16 protein-coding genes are annotated in these 14,421 nt (G+C 60.9%); 12 read left to right on the plus strand and 4 right to left on the minus strand.

Features of this window, described 5'->3' with window-relative positions; genetic code table 11:
• Positions 1-734 (minus strand): recombinase family protein (locus KO490_RS15035; protein ID WP_216020243.1); only part of this gene is annotated, 734 nt, incomplete at its 3' end.
• Between the two features lie 276 nt (positions 735-1,010).
• On the opposite strand from KO490_RS15035, the gene KO490_RS15040 reads away from it, so the two are divergent.
• Together KO490_RS15040 and KO490_RS15045 are read left to right on the plus strand one after the other, a co-directional pair.
• Positions 1,011-1,931, plus strand: coding sequence for a hypothetical protein (locus tag KO490_RS15040; RefSeq protein WP_216020244.1), 921 nt, complete (start codon positions 1,011-1,013; stop codon positions 1,929-1,931).
• Positions 1,932-2,827: 896 nt separating this feature from the next.
• Positions 2,828-3,289, plus strand: a complete 462-nt coding sequence (locus KO490_RS15045; protein WP_216020245.1) for a GNAT family N-acetyltransferase — start codon at positions 2,828-2,830, stop codon at positions 3,287-3,289.
• Between the two features lie 25 nt (positions 3,290-3,314).
• Here the strand turns inward: KO490_RS15045 and KO490_RS15050 are convergent, their stop codons facing one another.
• Positions 3,315-3,857, minus strand: a complete 543-nt coding sequence (locus KO490_RS15050) for a transposase (RefSeq protein ID WP_216020246.1) — start codon at positions 3,855-3,857, stop codon at positions 3,315-3,317.
• Positions 3,793-4,149, minus strand: a complete 357-nt coding sequence (locus KO490_RS16710) for a transposase (RefSeq protein WP_216020247.1) — start codon at positions 4,147-4,149, stop codon at positions 3,793-3,795. Before KO490_RS16710 ends, KO490_RS15050 begins: the two co-directional genes overlap by 65 nt.
• On the opposite strand from KO490_RS16710, the gene KO490_RS15060 reads away from it, so the two are divergent.
• The 6 genes from KO490_RS15060 to KO490_RS15085 all read left to right on the plus strand — a co-directional run bounded on the left by KO490_RS15060 (position 4,042) and on the right by KO490_RS15085 (position 9,646).
• Complete coding sequence (locus KO490_RS15060; protein ID WP_216020258.1) at positions 4,042-4,263, plus strand: hypothetical protein; 222 nt, start codon at positions 4,042-4,044, stop codon at positions 4,261-4,263. The genes KO490_RS16710 and KO490_RS15060 overlap by 108 nt on opposite strands.
• A gap of 271 nt (positions 4,264-4,534) precedes the next feature.
• Positions 4,535-5,328, plus strand: a protein-coding gene (locus KO490_RS15065) for an IS5 family transposase (protein ID WP_216020255.1) whose coding sequence is annotated in 2 segments (ribosomal slippage) — positions 4,535-4,892 and positions 4,892-5,328 — 795 coding nt in all. Because the reading frame shifts where the segments join, the coding sequence is not laid out codon by codon here.
• A 150-nt stretch (positions 5,329-5,478) separates the two neighbouring features.
• Complete coding sequence (locus KO490_RS15070; RefSeq protein WP_216020248.1) at positions 5,479-6,405, plus strand: TAXI family TRAP transporter solute-binding subunit; 927 nt, start codon at positions 5,479-5,481, stop codon at positions 6,403-6,405.
• A 6-nt stretch (positions 6,406-6,411) separates the two neighbouring features.
• Positions 6,412-8,295, plus strand: coding sequence for a TRAP transporter fused permease subunit (locus KO490_RS15075; protein WP_216020249.1), 1,884 nt, complete (start codon positions 6,412-6,414; stop codon positions 8,293-8,295).
• An 18-nt stretch (positions 8,296-8,313) separates the two neighbouring features.
• Complete coding sequence (locus KO490_RS15080) at positions 8,314-8,925, plus strand: cupin domain-containing protein (RefSeq protein ID WP_252727224.1); 612 nt, start codon at positions 8,314-8,316, stop codon at positions 8,923-8,925.
• Between the two features lie 31 nt (positions 8,926-8,956).
• Complete coding sequence (locus KO490_RS15085; RefSeq protein ID WP_216020250.1) at positions 8,957-9,646, plus strand: GntR family transcriptional regulator; 690 nt, start codon at positions 8,957-8,959, stop codon at positions 9,644-9,646.
• A 42-nt stretch (positions 9,647-9,688) separates the two neighbouring features.
• Here the strand turns inward: KO490_RS15085 and KO490_RS15090 are convergent, their stop codons facing one another.
• Positions 9,689-10,567 (minus strand): fumarylacetoacetate hydrolase family protein, encoded by an 879-nt coding sequence (locus tag KO490_RS15090; RefSeq protein WP_216020251.1) that lies wholly within the window; start codon positions 10,565-10,567, stop codon positions 9,689-9,691.
• A 240-nt stretch (positions 10,568-10,807) separates the two neighbouring features.
• On the opposite strand from KO490_RS15090, the gene dctP reads away from it, so the two are divergent.
• The 4 genes from dctP (at position 10,808) to KO490_RS15110 (ending at position 14,281) form a co-directional block, all read left to right on the plus strand.
• Positions 10,808-11,737 carry a TRAP transporter substrate-binding protein DctP gene (dctP, locus tag KO490_RS15095; protein WP_252727225.1) on the plus strand — a complete coding sequence of 310 codons (930 nt, stop codon included), beginning with the start codon at positions 10,808-10,810 and terminating at the stop codon, positions 11,735-11,737.
• Positions 11,738-11,798: 61 nt separating this feature from the next.
• Complete coding sequence (locus KO490_RS15100) at positions 11,799-12,455, plus strand: TRAP transporter small permease subunit (protein ID WP_216020252.1); 657 nt, start codon at positions 11,799-11,801, stop codon at positions 12,453-12,455.
• Position 12,456: 1 nt separating this feature from the next.
• Complete coding sequence (locus tag KO490_RS15105; protein ID WP_216020253.1) at positions 12,457-13,779, plus strand: TRAP transporter large permease; 1,323 nt, start codon at positions 12,457-12,459, stop codon at positions 13,777-13,779.
• 16 nt (positions 13,780-13,795) lie between these two features.
• The gene (locus KO490_RS15110; RefSeq protein ID WP_216020254.1) at positions 13,796-14,281 is read left to right on the plus strand and encodes a heme-binding protein; all 486 of its coding nucleotides are present in this window, start codon (positions 13,796-13,798) and stop codon (positions 14,279-14,281) included.
• Positions 14,282-14,421 lie beyond the last annotated feature (140 nt).

Below are 14,421 nucleotides of genomic sequence, written 5' to 3' on the forward strand. Positions count from 1 at the left end.
CAAACCCGGAGCGGTTCAGGAAGCCTGTCATCGGCCGCCCGTGTCGAGGCTCGGCCGAGAACCGTCGCGGGCAGGAAGCCGTCGGCGACATAGGCGCGGGCCGCCCGCAGGAGCTTTTGCTGGCTCCAATGAAGATCCGGGGGCAGGGGCGCATTCACGATGCGCACAAGATCCTGCCAGGGCATCTCGGGGCGAAGCCTGCGCACAAGCGGCACCCATTCCTCGGCTCTCTGGTTGAGCCTTTCCATGTAGCTGTCATGCCGCGCCAGGCGCAGCGTCCGCAGCGCTTCCGGGTTCCGATCGCGAAGCCCCGGATTGCCGCCGACCCGGCCCTCGCTGCGTGCCGCCTGCAGCCCGGCGATGGTGCGTTCCCGGATCAGGGCCCGCTCGAACTCCGCGGCCGCGCCCAGGATCTGCAAGGTGAACTTGCCCTGGGGGGAGGCGGTGTCGATCGGATCGCGCAGCGAGCGGAAGAACGCGCCCTTCTTTTCAAGAAGTTCGATGATCTGCAGAAGGTGCGACAGGGATCTGGCGAGACGATCGATGCGATGCACGACAAGCGTATCACCCTTTGCACATTCCTTGATGGCGCGTGCCAATACGGGGCGCTCGCGATCGGTACCCGAGGCATGTTCCCGGAAGAGCCGCGAACAGCCCGCCGCATTCAAGGCCTCGACCTGCGACGCGGCATTCTGCTCCTCGGTCGATACGCGTGCATAGCCGATCAGCGCCATGAAAGCCTCATTTTCAATTCAGGTACATGTCAGCAAACGATCATTTGTGAATGATTGCAATGCTGCCCATTGCAACTCTGATGCTGCATTTGCTGGGGCTTTCCTGAGGCCGCCCGGGCCTGATCGTCCATTCGGAAGCCATCGAAAGAACCTGTCCAAAAAACCCTTGGGTAATCACCATATGATCATCAATATGTTCATATGGATGATCGCAGCACATGCTTGGTAAGCCCTGAGGACAGGGAGGCATTCCTTCGGGAGAGGGAGAAAAGCAGCATGTGGGTCCAGGCACAGTCGCGCCTCACCGTTCCTCTGTCGCGCGCGAGCCGTGAACTCGGCAGGCTGGAAGCCACGCTCAAATCCTTCGAGCCGGAGGAGGCCGAAGGGCTGTGCAAGCGTTTCGCCCTTCTTGAAACCGAAGCCATGCTCTGGGGCCAAGGGCTCATTCTGTCACGCGACGAGATCGGACGGGAGATCCTCGAAGCCCGCAGCAGCTCCGACCCCGAGGCCTTGCGCCTTGCGCGATGGTCCATGCGGCGCCTGGCAGGGCAGGGGGCGCAGAGCGAACTGCGCTCCTTCCTAGGGTTCCATGCGATGAGTGGGAACGAAGCGAACCCCTTCATTCCGGACCTGCCTTACCGGGGCCGCGAGTTCGAGGAGGCCGAGGCCGAGTTCTTCGCGGCCATCGATGATCTGGGCGCTCTCGATCCCCTGGCGCGCGGGCCGGCCGTCTTGCAGCTCTGGCGACAATCGGGCCTGTTGCGGCCGGGACAGGTCGTGGAGCCGGCAGTCTGGTCGGCGCGCCATATGGCCTCGGGCGCGGAGGGGGTGAGCTTCGTTCCCATGGGCATCCATGGTCGCCGGGTCTGGTCCGGTTCGGGACCTGCGGATCTCCGCCTCGGGGCTCATCTGAACGCGGTCGAAGCGGGATGCCGGGAGGCCCGCCTTCTGGCCGACGGGCTGAGGGACTGGTCGCGCCGTGCACGGCATGTGCTGAAAGGCACGAGCGGCGATACTGCCGATCGCCTGGTGCGCGCGCTCGTCGCCCGCCCGATGCTCTTTGCCGCGGATGCCGAGCTCATGGCGGGCATCAGCCGGACCACCGCGGTGAGACTGCTCACTCGTCTCCAGTCCCGCGGGCTCCTGCGAGAGATTACCGGGACCAGGCGGTTCCGGCTCTGGAGTGCCGTGACATGACAGGCAGGCAGCAGGGGCCGAACATTTTGAATGTCAGCCGCCAGGCGCAATGGCGGCGCGTCAATCCTGTCAAGTACAGGGCGCATGTCGAAGTCCACAAGGCGATCGTCTCCGGGCGTCTGCAGAAGCAGCCATGCGAGGTCTGCGGGAGTACCAGGGTCGATGCGCATCACGTGACTATGCGAGGCCCCTCGATGTCAGATGGCTCTGCCGCAGCCATCACATCAGGTTGCACACCCTATGGTGAGGACATGTTCTCAGGCCGTCATGCATAAGCGGCTGCATCGGCATTGGCACCTGTCGCGCCGGAAGGGCGGAGCAGGGAGGCAGGATCTGTCAGAAGCTCATTCCCAAGGCTCTCAGGTATGGAACAGGGCGGAATGCGCGCCAAGAGGATCGCCCGTGCAGCATGCCAGCCGAAGCTTATGCCGGTTGTTGGAGGGGAGATTTTCAGGCGAGCGGTAGAACGTAACCAAACACTCGCAAAGACCGCTCAGCTGGTACCTGCCTTGTGCAGCAGGTCGCCCGCCCGAACAACCTGTCCCTTTGGACAATCAAAAGCTAATCACTACCGCTCTCGCTCAGCCTTCGATTGTCCCCCCGGGAGATGGAAACGGCCGCGCCAACCCTGGGCGCGGAGCGAAGGTCCCGATGCCGGTCTTGGCAAGATTCCAAGCAGATCGAAGACAGTCTGTGCCTCCCGGGAAGGTCAGAAAAAAGCTTGGAATGACGCGACGGTAACTCAAGGCTTTGTACCTCGCCTTCGATCTACGATCTCTTTATTGGCATGCAGCATATGCAAGATCGCGAGCTGATCCGTGAGCCAGCTCGAGTGCAGACAGTAAGGAGGGCTGCGCGTGGCGGCTTTGAGAGCGAGTTCGTCCACGAACGAAACGATGCGGATACGTGCCGCCAGGAGCGAACACGCCTCGGCAATTTCCTCCTTACTGGGTGCACTCCTGGCGAGCGGCAGACGCAACGCTCCGACTGACACCGAATTCGTTCTGAAGCATTACATTCGGCATCCGGAACGGATCGCTTGCACATTGGTCTTTTCCAAAGATGATCAGCTTCTGGGCTTCCAGACTCTCAAACGCGCGGTAGTGGGTAATCGTCACGAGACGCCGGAGGGGTGGGGGATCATCGGCACCCATCTGTCCCCAAATGTCGCACCACAGGCGGTCGGATGTCGGTTGTTCGGAACGACGCGTATGGCCGCCGCCACCGCAGGCCTGGTTGATATCGAAGCCTTCATCGACGCAGAGGATGACGACGTACTGGCCTATTACGAGAAAATAGGTTTAGGGACCTGGCGCACCGCACCGGGAGTGGTTTGCAAGCGTTTCAGCTTCGCCTGACGGGAGATCCTAGCAACTGTATCGCTCACTCGGTGGAAGGCGTCCATTTCTGGCGGCTTTTACTGAGAGCATTGGCGAGGTTGACCAGCTTCCGTGCGACGGCCGTTATGATGACCTTGTGCGGTTTCCCGGCTTTCCGCAACCGATCTGCAAAGGCCTTCATGGTGGGGTTGTGATGCGCGGCGACCAAAGCGGGTTGGAACATCACATGCCTCAGGGCACGGCGACCGCCTGCAATGGTCCGCTTCCCGCGAAGGGTTCCACTGTCATGCGCCACTGGGGCGAGCCCGACAAGAGCTGCAGCCTGTTCGCCTATGATGGTGCCAAGCTCCGGCATCTCGGCGATCAGCATTGTGCTGGCCACGGGTCCGATCCCGGGAATGGAGCGTAGAACACCAGCGGTCTCTGCCAGCAAATTGTCGCTGGATATGGCGGCCACGATCCTGTCGTCCAGCTCCCTGATTGGGCCGTCGAGGCGAGCCTTGAGTTCGGTATCGATGCTATCAAACATTTCGGCTGTGCCGAGCTTCTGATGCGCGCGGATCTGCGCCAGAAGACGTTTGCGCATCTCGACGATCTGGGCCCGCTTGGATGTCAAAGCTACTGAGTAGTCTCAGTTTTTCTGTGGGGAGGCTGCGTCCAGCATCAGGTCGAAATACAAAGAAGCGGGCAATAAGCTCCGCGTCAATTCGGTCGGTCTTTGCGCGCGTGCCACGGCTTCTTGCGAATGCTTTCACCTGAGCGGGCGGCACTTGCCGGGCGATGAGACCTTCTGTTTCAAGCGTTTCCCAGAGTTGCCATTCCTGTCCGCCGGTCGACTCAAAGCAAACGACCGCATCTCGATCGCAGGCAAGATCCACGACGGCCGCGTGACCTTATGGTCCATTCGGCAGTCGGCATTGGAGCCCATCTGGCAGGCAATGAAGGTCCAGCCAGTCCCGGGTGACGTCTATGCCGACAACGCGACCATGTGATAGATTGTCCATGCCCTCTTCCTTCTGGTGCGCGGTCCTGAATGACCGCTATGAACTGTCCAAGACGATGAAGAGAGGCGGTACCGACAAGCTAAGAAACGTGGTCATGCCACAAGGGTCAGACGTCGCGCACCACCCCGTTGCTGTCCCTGGCCAGGAACAGCAACGATCTCAGCTTAGCAAATGCCAGATACAGAAGGGTTAGGACCCATTAATCGGGTTGCGACCACCTTGTCGGCGTGATCCACGCTCCCGAACTGAAGGGGGCATGATGAGCAATCTTTTCTGGCTGAGCGACGAGCAGATGTCGCGGCTGCGGCCGTTCTTTCCAAAGAGCCATGGCAAGCCGAGGGTCGATGATCGGCGGGTCTTGAGCGGGATAATCTTCATCAATCGTAATGGCTTGCGTTGGTCCGATGCGCCGCCGGCATATGGTCCACCGAAGACCCTCTACAACCGATGGAAGCGCTGGAGCGACATGGGTGTTTTCGCCCGGATGATGCAGGGACTTGCTTCCGAAGCCGCCGACCGGAAGACAGTGATGATCGATGTGAGCAGGCGAACGCCATGCGTTCGAGTGAGCCTGCGCAAGTATCTCAAGGCGCACCGCACAGCTACAAGCCTGCGGTTGAAAAAGGGGGGCGTGGCAGGCTGATTGGGCGGACGAAGGGCGGCATGAACACCAAGTTGCATGCCGTCACGGACGCGAACGGCCGCGCGATCAAGTTCTTCATGACAGCCGGCCAGGTCAGCGACTACACCGGCGCGGCGGCCCTGCTGAGCAATCTGCCCGAGGCCGAATGGCTGTTGGCCCATCGGGGCTATGACGCCGACTGGTATCGTGAAGCCTTGCAGGACAAGGGCATCACGCCCTGCATTCCTGGCCGGAAGTCCCGAGGCAAGCCCGTCAAATACGACAAACGCCGCTACAAGCGGCGCAACCGTATCGAGATCATGCTCGGCAGGCTCAAGGACTGGCGCCGTGTTGCGACCCGCTACGACAGGTGCCCGAAGGTCTTTCTGTCAGCCATCGCTCTCGCCGCAACTGTCAACATCTGGCTTTGAAAATTAACGAGTCTGAAGCCTAGAGAGCAAGGCGAATGCGACTGACAAACATGGCGGGAATGCCTGTCTGATCGCCCATACATAATAAAAGCGATAAAAACGTTTACACGTCAGTAAAATCGTTTTTAATGGTGTTGGGAGGATCTCATTATGAACAATCTTACGCATGTGGCGGCTGCCCTTGCAGTTGCTTTGCTGGCTGCTGCCCCTGTTGCCGCACAAGAGCTCCGGATCGGCACTGCCAGCATCGGCGGGGCCTTCTTTCCTGTAGGTCAGACGATCTCGAACCTTGTGAATGAGTATACCGACGGTGGCTTCAGCATTGTTCCGGTCGTCACCCAAGGCTCGGTCCAGAACCCACGCCTGGTCGCGGACGGAGAGGTCGATCTTGGCATCACCAGTGCGGACCTTGCCGCCGATGCCGTGGCGGGGGCAGGGGCATACCAAGGCGTAGAGATGCAACTTGCGGCGCTTGGTCCGCTGCATCCAAGCGTTCTGCACATGGTCGTGACTGCGGATTCAGATATCCGTACATTCGACGATCTGCGCGGCAAGCGGGTGGCCGTAGGTCCGGCGGGAGGTGGCACCCTCGGTTTCCTGAACCAGATCATGCCAATCCATGACATGACGATGGAGGATATCATACCCAGCTTTCTAAGCTATGGAGACGGGTTCAGCCAGCTGTCGGATGGCAATGTCGATGCAGCGTTGGCGCTGTCGGGTTATCCGGCGGCAGCGGTCATGCAGGCGGCAGCCTCGGGCGATCTGCGGATCGTGGATTTCACGCCTGAAAGGCTGGAACAGATCCTGCAGCAGAACCCGGCCTATACGACTTTCGATATCCCTTCGGAGGTCTATGACATGGACCAGGATTCGATCGTGATCGGCGTGACCAACATGTTGGTGGTACGCAGTGATATGGATGAGGGCCAAGTAAGGCAGATCGTTTCGGCCATCTATGACCATCTGGATGAATTCGCGGCTGAAAACGCCAATGGCGCGCAGATCGACAAGGACCGCGCTACGCAGTTGGCGATCCCACTGCACCCCGCCGCTGCCGCATATTTCGGGCAATGATTCAAGATGAGGAATGAACCTGTTTCAACCTCTGCGACCGCAAAATTGCTCACTGCAATCGCATTTTTGTTCGGGGCCTATCACCTGTTGGTCGTTTCTGGCCTTCTGTCGATTTCCACGATGGAGGCACGCCTGACACATCTGGCTTTGGCGCTGACCTTGATATTCGCGCGTACGCCTGCCCGTCCCGGCCTAGGCGGTAACACGGTGGCGCGCGGAATCGATATCGCGCTAATCGTTGCGGGGCTGATCGCTAGCGGCTGGCTGTTGACGCGCTGGAAGGCCATCGCCTTCAGCGGTGGCATCACTACCCCCACCGACTATTATGCCGGGCTGGTCATCACCGCGCTGGTGTTCGAGGCTGCCCGTCGAGGCGTCGGCGCCATTCTGGCGAGCATCACGATGGTCTTTTTCCTGTATCCCTTTGTCAGCCCCTATCTGCCGGGTCTGCTGAATAGCCGGGGGTACGGGCTGGACCGGGTGGTAAGCTTTCTGACCACTGATACGCAAGGCATCTATGGCATCCCCATCGGTGTTGCGGCGACCTATATCATCGTTTTCACCATCTTTGGCGCACTGCTGTCGAGACTCGGCGCGGGCGATTTCTTTTTTGAGGTGTCCCGCCGGCTGACTTATGGGATGCGCGCGGCAGGGGCCAAATCGGCTGTGTTGTTTTCAGCGCTGATCGGTATGGTTTCGGGGTCGGCCGCGGGCAACGTGGCGGTCACCGGCACGATGACCATCCCCCTGATGACCCGTGAAGGGTACAAACCTCATCAGGCCGCTGCGGTCGAGGCCGTGGCCTCGACCGGCGGTCAGATCATGCCCCCGGTCATGGGAGCCGCCGCCTTCATTATGGCCGAGGTTGTCGGCGTGTCCTATACCCAGATCATGATGGCGGGGCTGCTGCCTGCGCTGCTGTTCTTTGCCACGGCCCTTGTCGTGGTGCATCTGCGCGCCGTGCGCAGCGGCATTCAACCCTCCGCCGACCGGACCTTAGATCCCCGTAGCATGGGGCGCGTGCTGATGGACGGGACACCCTTCATCGTGGCATTCTCCTTGCTGATCGGGATGATGTTGATGGGTTATAGTCCGTTCAAGGCATCACTTTGGGCGATGGGGGCGATCATCATCAGCACCGCCGTGCAATCCCCCAGGCGAATCCGCGAATTACCGCGCCAGATCGGCGGAGCCATCGTAGATGGGGCCAACGGCGTCGTCACCATCTCAGCGGCCTGTGCCGCTGCGGGGATCATTGCCGGCGTCTTGGGCATGACGGGGCTGGGGTCCAAGATCGCGATCCTGATCGACCTGGGATCGGGAGGCAGCCTATTCATCGCGCTGATGCTGACGATGGTCGTCTCAATTATCCTGGGAATGGGGCTGCCTACGACGGCGGCCTATCTGATCCTTGCGACGGTTGTCGCGCCTGCACTGGTCAAGATGGGGGTGCCGGTGTTGACTGCACATTTCTTCGTCTTCTATTTCGGTTGCATGTCCACCATCACGCCGCCTGTCGCTCTTGCGGCCTATGTGGCGGGGGGCATCGCGGGGGCCGATATCAACAAGACCGGCTGGACCGCCGCCGCCTATGCTGCGCCGAGTTTTCTATTGCCGTTCGCCTTCTGCTTTGGGTCGGGACTACTTTTACAGGGCGACGTCGCTGCAAACCTGGCTGCCATCCTCACCGGAACGCTCGGGGTCACGGCGATTGCGGTTGCGGTCGTCGGGGCCCTTCATGGACGCCTGCCTGCCATCGCCCGTGTCGCCGCCGCCGGGGCAGGGGGGATGTTGCTGTTCCAGAACCCGTTCAGTGCCATCCTCGGCTGCGGGATATTGGCGACAATTTTTGCGTACTCACGACTGCGCCTGCGTAGCAGTGCACACTGAACGAAAGGACCACACCATATGGCACGCAATTTCCGACGGGTTGTCACCGGACATGATGCCCAAGGGCGTACAACCATTGAAAGCGATCAGGTCGCCGCACAGTATCTGGAACGCCCGAACCGACCGGGCGTCCGTCTGACCAATTTTTGGCTGTCTGACGGCACCCCTGCCGAGTATGACGGCCCGGTCGAGACCTGCACCGGCAATTTCTCCCTGCATCCCCCAAGGAACGGCAGCGTCTTTCGCTGTGTCGAGTTCCTGCCCGAAGTCCCCGAAGTAATGGCAAAGCTGGACGGACGCGCGGCCTTTGCAGAAATGGGGGCGGGCGACAATATTGTCGACAATCCCCGGCATCCCTTCATGCATCGCACCGACACGCTGGATTACGCAATGGTCATGTCGGGCGAGATCTGGATGCTGATGGATGACGAGGCAGATGATACCCTGTTACGGGCGGGCGATGTCGTCGTCCAGCGTGGTACAAACCATGCCTGGGCCAATCGTGGGGCCGAACCATGCGTAATGATGTTCGTTCTGTTGGACGGTGTCACGCAGCGCGATGCACAAGCGGATGCGGCTAAGGGTATTCCGCAGCGTCCCCAGACCCACGGGAACGCCAATGATAATTGAGTTTACCCGGGGCATCCACTAAGGACGGTCTATGACCCTGTCACGCCCTGTTTCCGATCCCCAAACCTTGATCGCCTCTGCCACACAGACGGCCTATTCTGCCATTCAGCGGATGATCCTGACAGGCATTCTGCCTCCCGGAGAGAAGCTCAAGATCGAGACCTTGAAGGGCCGTTTGCAGATCGGTGCCTCGCCCATCCGCGAGGCGCTGAGCCTTTTGACATCCGATCAGCTGGTCGAACGCTTGGACCAGCGCGGCTTTCGCTGCGCCCCCGTCAGCTTGAAAAACTTCAACGAAATTCTCCGCTTGCGCTGCGCACTCGAGGATATGGCTTTGCGACAAGGAATCGAACGCGCGACCGCCGATTGGGAAGAGGCGTTGGTTCTTGCCCATCATCGCCTGGTCCGCGCGGATGCCGCCGACGACACTCCGTTCGAGGAATTGCACAAAGCGTTTCATATGGCACTGCTGAGTAATTGCGCGTCGCCGATCCTCCTGCGCTATTGCAGTCAGCTTTATGACTTGAACGTACGCTATCGTTATCTGGCGGGTCGCGCGCTGAACTACGGTCGCCGGGATGTGGCGGGCGAACATCGTCATATTCTGCAGGCCACGGTCGAACGCGATGCCGATGCCGCATCGAAACACCTGGTGGAGCATTACCAGCAGACCGGCGCATTCCTGCGCGACAGCGGCCTCGTTCCCACCACACGCGACTGAACGTCATGCACGCGCCGGTCGATCCGGCGCGTGCATGTCTTATCAGACAAGCATTGCCATGGCCTCGTCCTGAATGGGGCTGGCGCAGATGCCAATTCCCTCGATCTCAACCTCGACCAGTTCACCGGGGCGCAGCCAGCGGGGCGACGGCTTCTTGGCATGGCCTACACCCGGCGGCGTTCCCATCGCGATCAGATCGCCCGGTTCCAGGGTGGTGAATTCCGACATGATCTCAATCGTGCGGGCTACGCCCCAGATCATGTTGGCCGTGTTCGAACTTTGCAGGATCTCGGATCCGACGCGGCTTTCGATCTTCAGGCCTGCTGCGCCCTCGGGCAGGTCATCGGGCGTGACGACGACGGGACCGATGGCACCGGTTCGGTCGAAGTTCTTGCCCGGCGTCCATTGATGTGTCTTGCGTTGGAAATCGCGCACCGAGCCGTCATTGAATACAGTATAGCCAAAGACATGCGACAGTGCCGTTGATTGCGGAATATGACGACCGCCTTTGCCGATGACGATCATCAGCTCGGCTTCGTAATCCAGCTGTTCGGAACATGATGGGCGCAGCATCGGTTCGCCCGCCGCCATGACTGACTGGCGGGTGCGCATGAACATGGCCGGATAGTCGGGGATCTCATAGCCGCCCTCTTTGATATGTTCGACATAGTTCAGTCCCAAGCACATGATCTTGCCAGGATTGGCCAAGGGCAGGGCGGGGGTTATCTGATCCAACGGCAGGGAACGGGCGTCGGGGTCTGCCGCCTGGCGCTGCGCCTGCGCCATCAGATCGGCCGACGCGATCAGCGCAGCCAGATCGTGGCCTATTCCCTCGATCGCGGCCCCCAAATCTATGGCCATATCTCCGCGAACGGCGAAAACCGACACGCAATCCTTACACTTGCCCACAAGAAGCTTCATCTCGCTCTCCTCTCATTGCTTCTTTGCTGTTGACGATAAAATGTACTTATGTCAATAAATATCGATATTATTACGTTGGTAAGTCCTGAGGAGGAGCGCGCCGACGTCGTGGATGCAAAAGGGGGGAAGCCTGTGAAACGGATGGTGGGGACGATCTGCGCGGTTGCGATGGCGGCAACCGTTGCCTTGCCGGCAATGGCGGCAAATGTCGAAGGCCCGTCGGTCTTTTGGAAGATCTCAATGTACGGAAACCCGCGGGCGCTGACTTCGGGGATGGAGGCGTTGGCAGTAAAGCTGGCGGACGAAACGGATGGCAAGTTCCGGCTCAAGATCTTTTACGCCGAACAGCTTGGCCCGGTCCGAGAAAGCCTCGATGCGCTCAAACTGAACGCCTTCGAGGGTGCGGGCATCTGCGAATTTTATCACCCCGGCAAGAACCCGGCTTGGACGGTCTTTTCGCTGCCCTTCCTGCCGCTTGGCGATCCGGCCGTGGATCGCCATGTCCGCGAGCGCATGTTCGAACACCCGGCCATCATGGCGGACATGGCGAAATGGAACGCCCTGCCTTATGCATCCGGCCTGCTGCAGCAGTTCGAACTGATGGGGACGGGCCGCAAGCCGGAAACGCTGGAAGGCTGGAAGGGGTTGCGCGTCCGCGCGGGCGGGGGCCTTGGCGATGCGCTGGCCCGGCTTGGGGCGACGCCCCAGACCCTGTCGGCGCCCGAAACGCTGATTGCATTCCAGAACGGCACCGTGGATGCGGCGGCGTTCCCGTTCACCTATGCCCATGTCGCGTTCAAGATCAACGACGAAGCCGAATGGTTCACGTCGAACCTTGCGCCGGGAACCTCCGAATGTGGCTGGGTCCTGAACAAGACCGCATTCGAGGCGCTGCCACCCCAGTACCAGGACTTGCTGATGGACAATCGCGGCCTGGTGCTGGACACCCAGCAGGCCGCCTATGCCGCCGAGGACCAGGAGAACCTGGCCATGTTCCGGCAGGACCTGGAAGAGATCGTCTATACCGACGAACAGCGCGCCGATTTCCGCGAGTTGGCAGGTCAGCCCGTCTGGGATGAATGGGTCGCGGCCAACAGCGATGCCTTTGACGCGCAGGGCGTTCTTGACGCGCTCTTGGCCTATGCCCAGGAAGCCGAGGCCGCGCGCTGAGGCCATGGCCCAGATCACGCCCGTCAGGGGCGTGACCCTTTTCTACGGCGAAGGATTTTCAATGACCCCCGACAGTTCCAGCCCGCATGGCGCGGATTACCTTCCCGGTCCGATCGCCCGTGTGGACCGGCTGCTTGTGCCGATCGAGAATGCCGCCAATTTCGTGGCCGCCTTCTTCATCTTCCTGCTGATGGTGCTGGGGGTGGCGCAGATCGTGCTGCGCTCGGTCTTCGATTATCCGCTTTTGGGCTATATCGACATGGTCGAGCTGTCGATGGCGGGCATGGCCTTTCTGGGCGCCGCCTATACGCAGCGGATGGGTGCCCATATCCGGATGGAGCTGATTGTCGGCAGCCTGCGCGGCCGCGCCTTGTGGCTGGCCGAGATCCTGGGAACGCTGGTCGGCCTGGTCATCGTCGGCATCCTGATCAAGTTCAGCTGGGACCACTTTCTGCGCGCCTACCAGATCGGCGACACCACCATCGACGCCGAGCTTCCCATCTGGCCGTCCAAGCTGGTCGTGCCGCTGGCCTTCGGCTTTTGGTTCCTGCGCCTGGCCCTCCAACTTGCCGGACAGATAAGCCTGTTCATTGACCCCACCCGCCGCCCCGAAGGGGTGATCGTCGCCCGCGATGCCGCCGAAACGGCCCGCGACGCTGCGCACGAGATGCTGGACCGAGAAAGCGGCAAGTCCGCATCCGGCCGAAAGGAACCCTGACATGCTGATCGGAATCGGATTCGAGAACCCGCTGCTGGTGGGCGTGATCGGCATCGCGCTGTTGCTGGTGCTGGTCTTCCTGGGCGTTCGCGTCGTCTTTGCCGCGGCCAGCGTGGGCCTGTTGGGCCTGATCGAGTTGATCGGCTGGGGCCCCGCCGCGGGTGTCGTGGGCATCGTGCCGCATGCGAAATCATCGACCTATGCGCTCAGCGTGCTGCCGATGTTCATCTTTATCGGCTTCGTCGCCTATTATGCCGGGATGACGACCCAGCTGTTCGATGCGGCCCGCAAGTGGCTGGGCTGGTTGCCGGGCGGGCTGGCGGTATCGACGATCCTTGCCACTGCGGGCTTTGCGGCCGTGTCGGGGGCATCCACCGCGACCTCGGCGGTGTTCGCGCGGGTCGCGATTCCCGAAATGCTGCGCGCGGGCTATGACCGGGGGCTGGCGGCGGGTGTGGTCGCGGTCGGGGGCACGCTGGCGGCGCTGATCCCGCCTTCGGCCATCCTTGTCATCTATGCCATCATCGTCGAGGAATCCGTCGGGCGGCTGTTGCTGGCCGGGTTCCTGCCGGGCCTGGTCTCTGCACTGGTCTATTCCGCGATCATCGTGATCTGGGCGATCCGCCGGCCCCAGGCCGCCCCGGCGATCGGCGGCGTCTCCTGGCCCGAACGCATGCTGTCGCTGCCGCCGCTGATCCCGATCGCGCTGGTGGTGATGGTCATCATCTCGGCCATGTACCAGGGCTGGGCCACCCCGACCGAGGCGGGCGCGCTTGGCGCCGCGATCATCTTTGTCGTCGCCATCGCGCGCGGCGCGCGGGTGCAGGCGATCTGGATGTCGCTGATGGAAACGGCCAAGCTGACGGTGATGATCTTTTCACTGATCTGGGGCGTGACGATCTTCGTGCGCTTTCTGGGCTATTCTGGAGTGGCCGAGGCCTTTGCCTCGTGGATCGTCGCACTGGACGCCCCGCCCCTGGTCATCATGATCTGCATCCTGCTGGGCTATGCCGTCCTGGGCATGTTCATGGACGCGATCGGGATGCTGCTGCTGACGCTGCCCGTCGTCTATCCTGCGGTCATGGCGCTTGGATATGACAGCATCTGGTTCGGCATCATCGTCGTCAAGATGGCCGAGATGGCCCTGATCACGCCGCCCATCGGCCTGAACTGCTTTGTCGTGAACGCCGTGCGCCCGGATATCCCCTTGCCGCAGGTGTTCCGCGGTGTGCTTATCTTCTTCGTGGCCGATGTCATCACCATCGCCATCCTGCTGGCCTTTCCCGATATCGTGACATGGCTGCCCGATATGATGCGCAACTGAAAAAGGGACCATTCGAATGAAACTGGCATCCAGCCTTTCGCTTGCCACTGCCGAGATGATCATCGAGGTGGCCTTTGCCACCGGTGCATCCGAAGGCATGAAGCCCCTTTCGGTCATCGTCCTGGATTCCGGGGGGCGGATGGTTGCCATGAAATCACAAGATGGCAGCGGGATCATGCGGGTCGATATTGCGATGGGCAAGGCATGGGGCGCGCTTGGCATGGGCATGCCCAGCAGGATGATCCGCGACTACCTGTCGGCGCGACCGAATTTCCAGACCGCGCTTGCCGTGACCTCGCAGGGGCGCTTTGTTCCTGTTCCCGGTGGCGTCCTGATAGAAGATGCAGATGGCATGATCATCGGGGCGGTCGGTGTCAGTGGCGATGCGTCAGACAAAGACGAGTATTGTGCAATCTGCGGGATACGGGCCGCAAACCTTTCGCCATCACCCTGCGAACCCGACCCTGATTGGCGACGCGCCTCGCTTTCGGATCATCGATAGAGATTGCTCTTTAAACAAAGCGAAACTCTTCGCTGCTGAAAGCCAAGTTCTCCGCGTTCGATAGCGTCGGGCGTCAGCAGAGGCGCAAACACAAGGTGTTGCATAGCCCTAGGCTCCAGACTCGTTAATTTTCAAAGCCA

The organism is Paracoccus sp. C2R09, assembly GCF_018860625.1.
Lineage (GTDB): Bacteria > Pseudomonadota > Alphaproteobacteria > Rhodobacterales > Rhodobacteraceae > Paracoccus.

What these genes read in the sequence shown, in the direction of transcription:
- KO490_RS15040 (WP_216020244.1), top strand. Translation starts at nt 1,011, where the DNA reads ATGTGGGTCCAGGCACAGTCGCGCCTCACCGTTCCTCTGTCGCGCGCG.
- KO490_RS15045 (WP_216020245.1), top strand. Translation starts at nt 2,828, where the DNA reads ATGCGGATACGTGCCGCCAGGAGCGAACACGCCTCGGCAATTTCCTCC.
- KO490_RS15050 (WP_216020246.1), bottom strand. Translation starts at nt 3,857, where the DNA reads ATGCGCAAACGTCTTCTGGCGCAGATCCGCGCGCATCAGAAGCTCGGC.
- KO490_RS15070 (WP_216020248.1), top strand. Translation starts at nt 5,479, where the DNA reads ATGAACAATCTTACGCATGTGGCGGCTGCCCTTGCAGTTGCTTTGCTG.
- KO490_RS15075 (WP_216020249.1), top strand. Translation starts at nt 6,412, where the DNA reads ATGAGGAATGAACCTGTTTCAACCTCTGCGACCGCAAAATTGCTCACT.
- KO490_RS15080 (WP_252727224.1), top strand. Translation starts at nt 8,314, where the DNA reads ATGGCACGCAATTTCCGACGGGTTGTCACCGGACATGATGCCCAAGGG.
- KO490_RS15085 (WP_216020250.1), top strand. Translation starts at nt 8,957, where the DNA reads ATGACCCTGTCACGCCCTGTTTCCGATCCCCAAACCTTGATCGCCTCT.
- KO490_RS15090 (WP_216020251.1), bottom strand. Translation starts at nt 10,567, where the DNA reads ATGAAGCTTCTTGTGGGCAAGTGTAAGGATTGCGTGTCGGTTTTCGCC.
- dctP (WP_252727225.1), top strand. Translation starts at nt 10,808, where the DNA reads ATGTACGGAAACCCGCGGGCGCTGACTTCGGGGATGGAGGCGTTGGCA.
- KO490_RS15100 (WP_216020252.1), top strand. Translation starts at nt 11,799, where the DNA reads ATGACCCCCGACAGTTCCAGCCCGCATGGCGCGGATTACCTTCCCGGT.
- KO490_RS15105 (WP_216020253.1), top strand. Translation starts at nt 12,457, where the DNA reads ATGCTGATCGGAATCGGATTCGAGAACCCGCTGCTGGTGGGCGTGATC.
- KO490_RS15110 (WP_216020254.1), top strand. Translation starts at nt 13,796, where the DNA reads ATGAAACTGGCATCCAGCCTTTCGCTTGCCACTGCCGAGATGATCATC.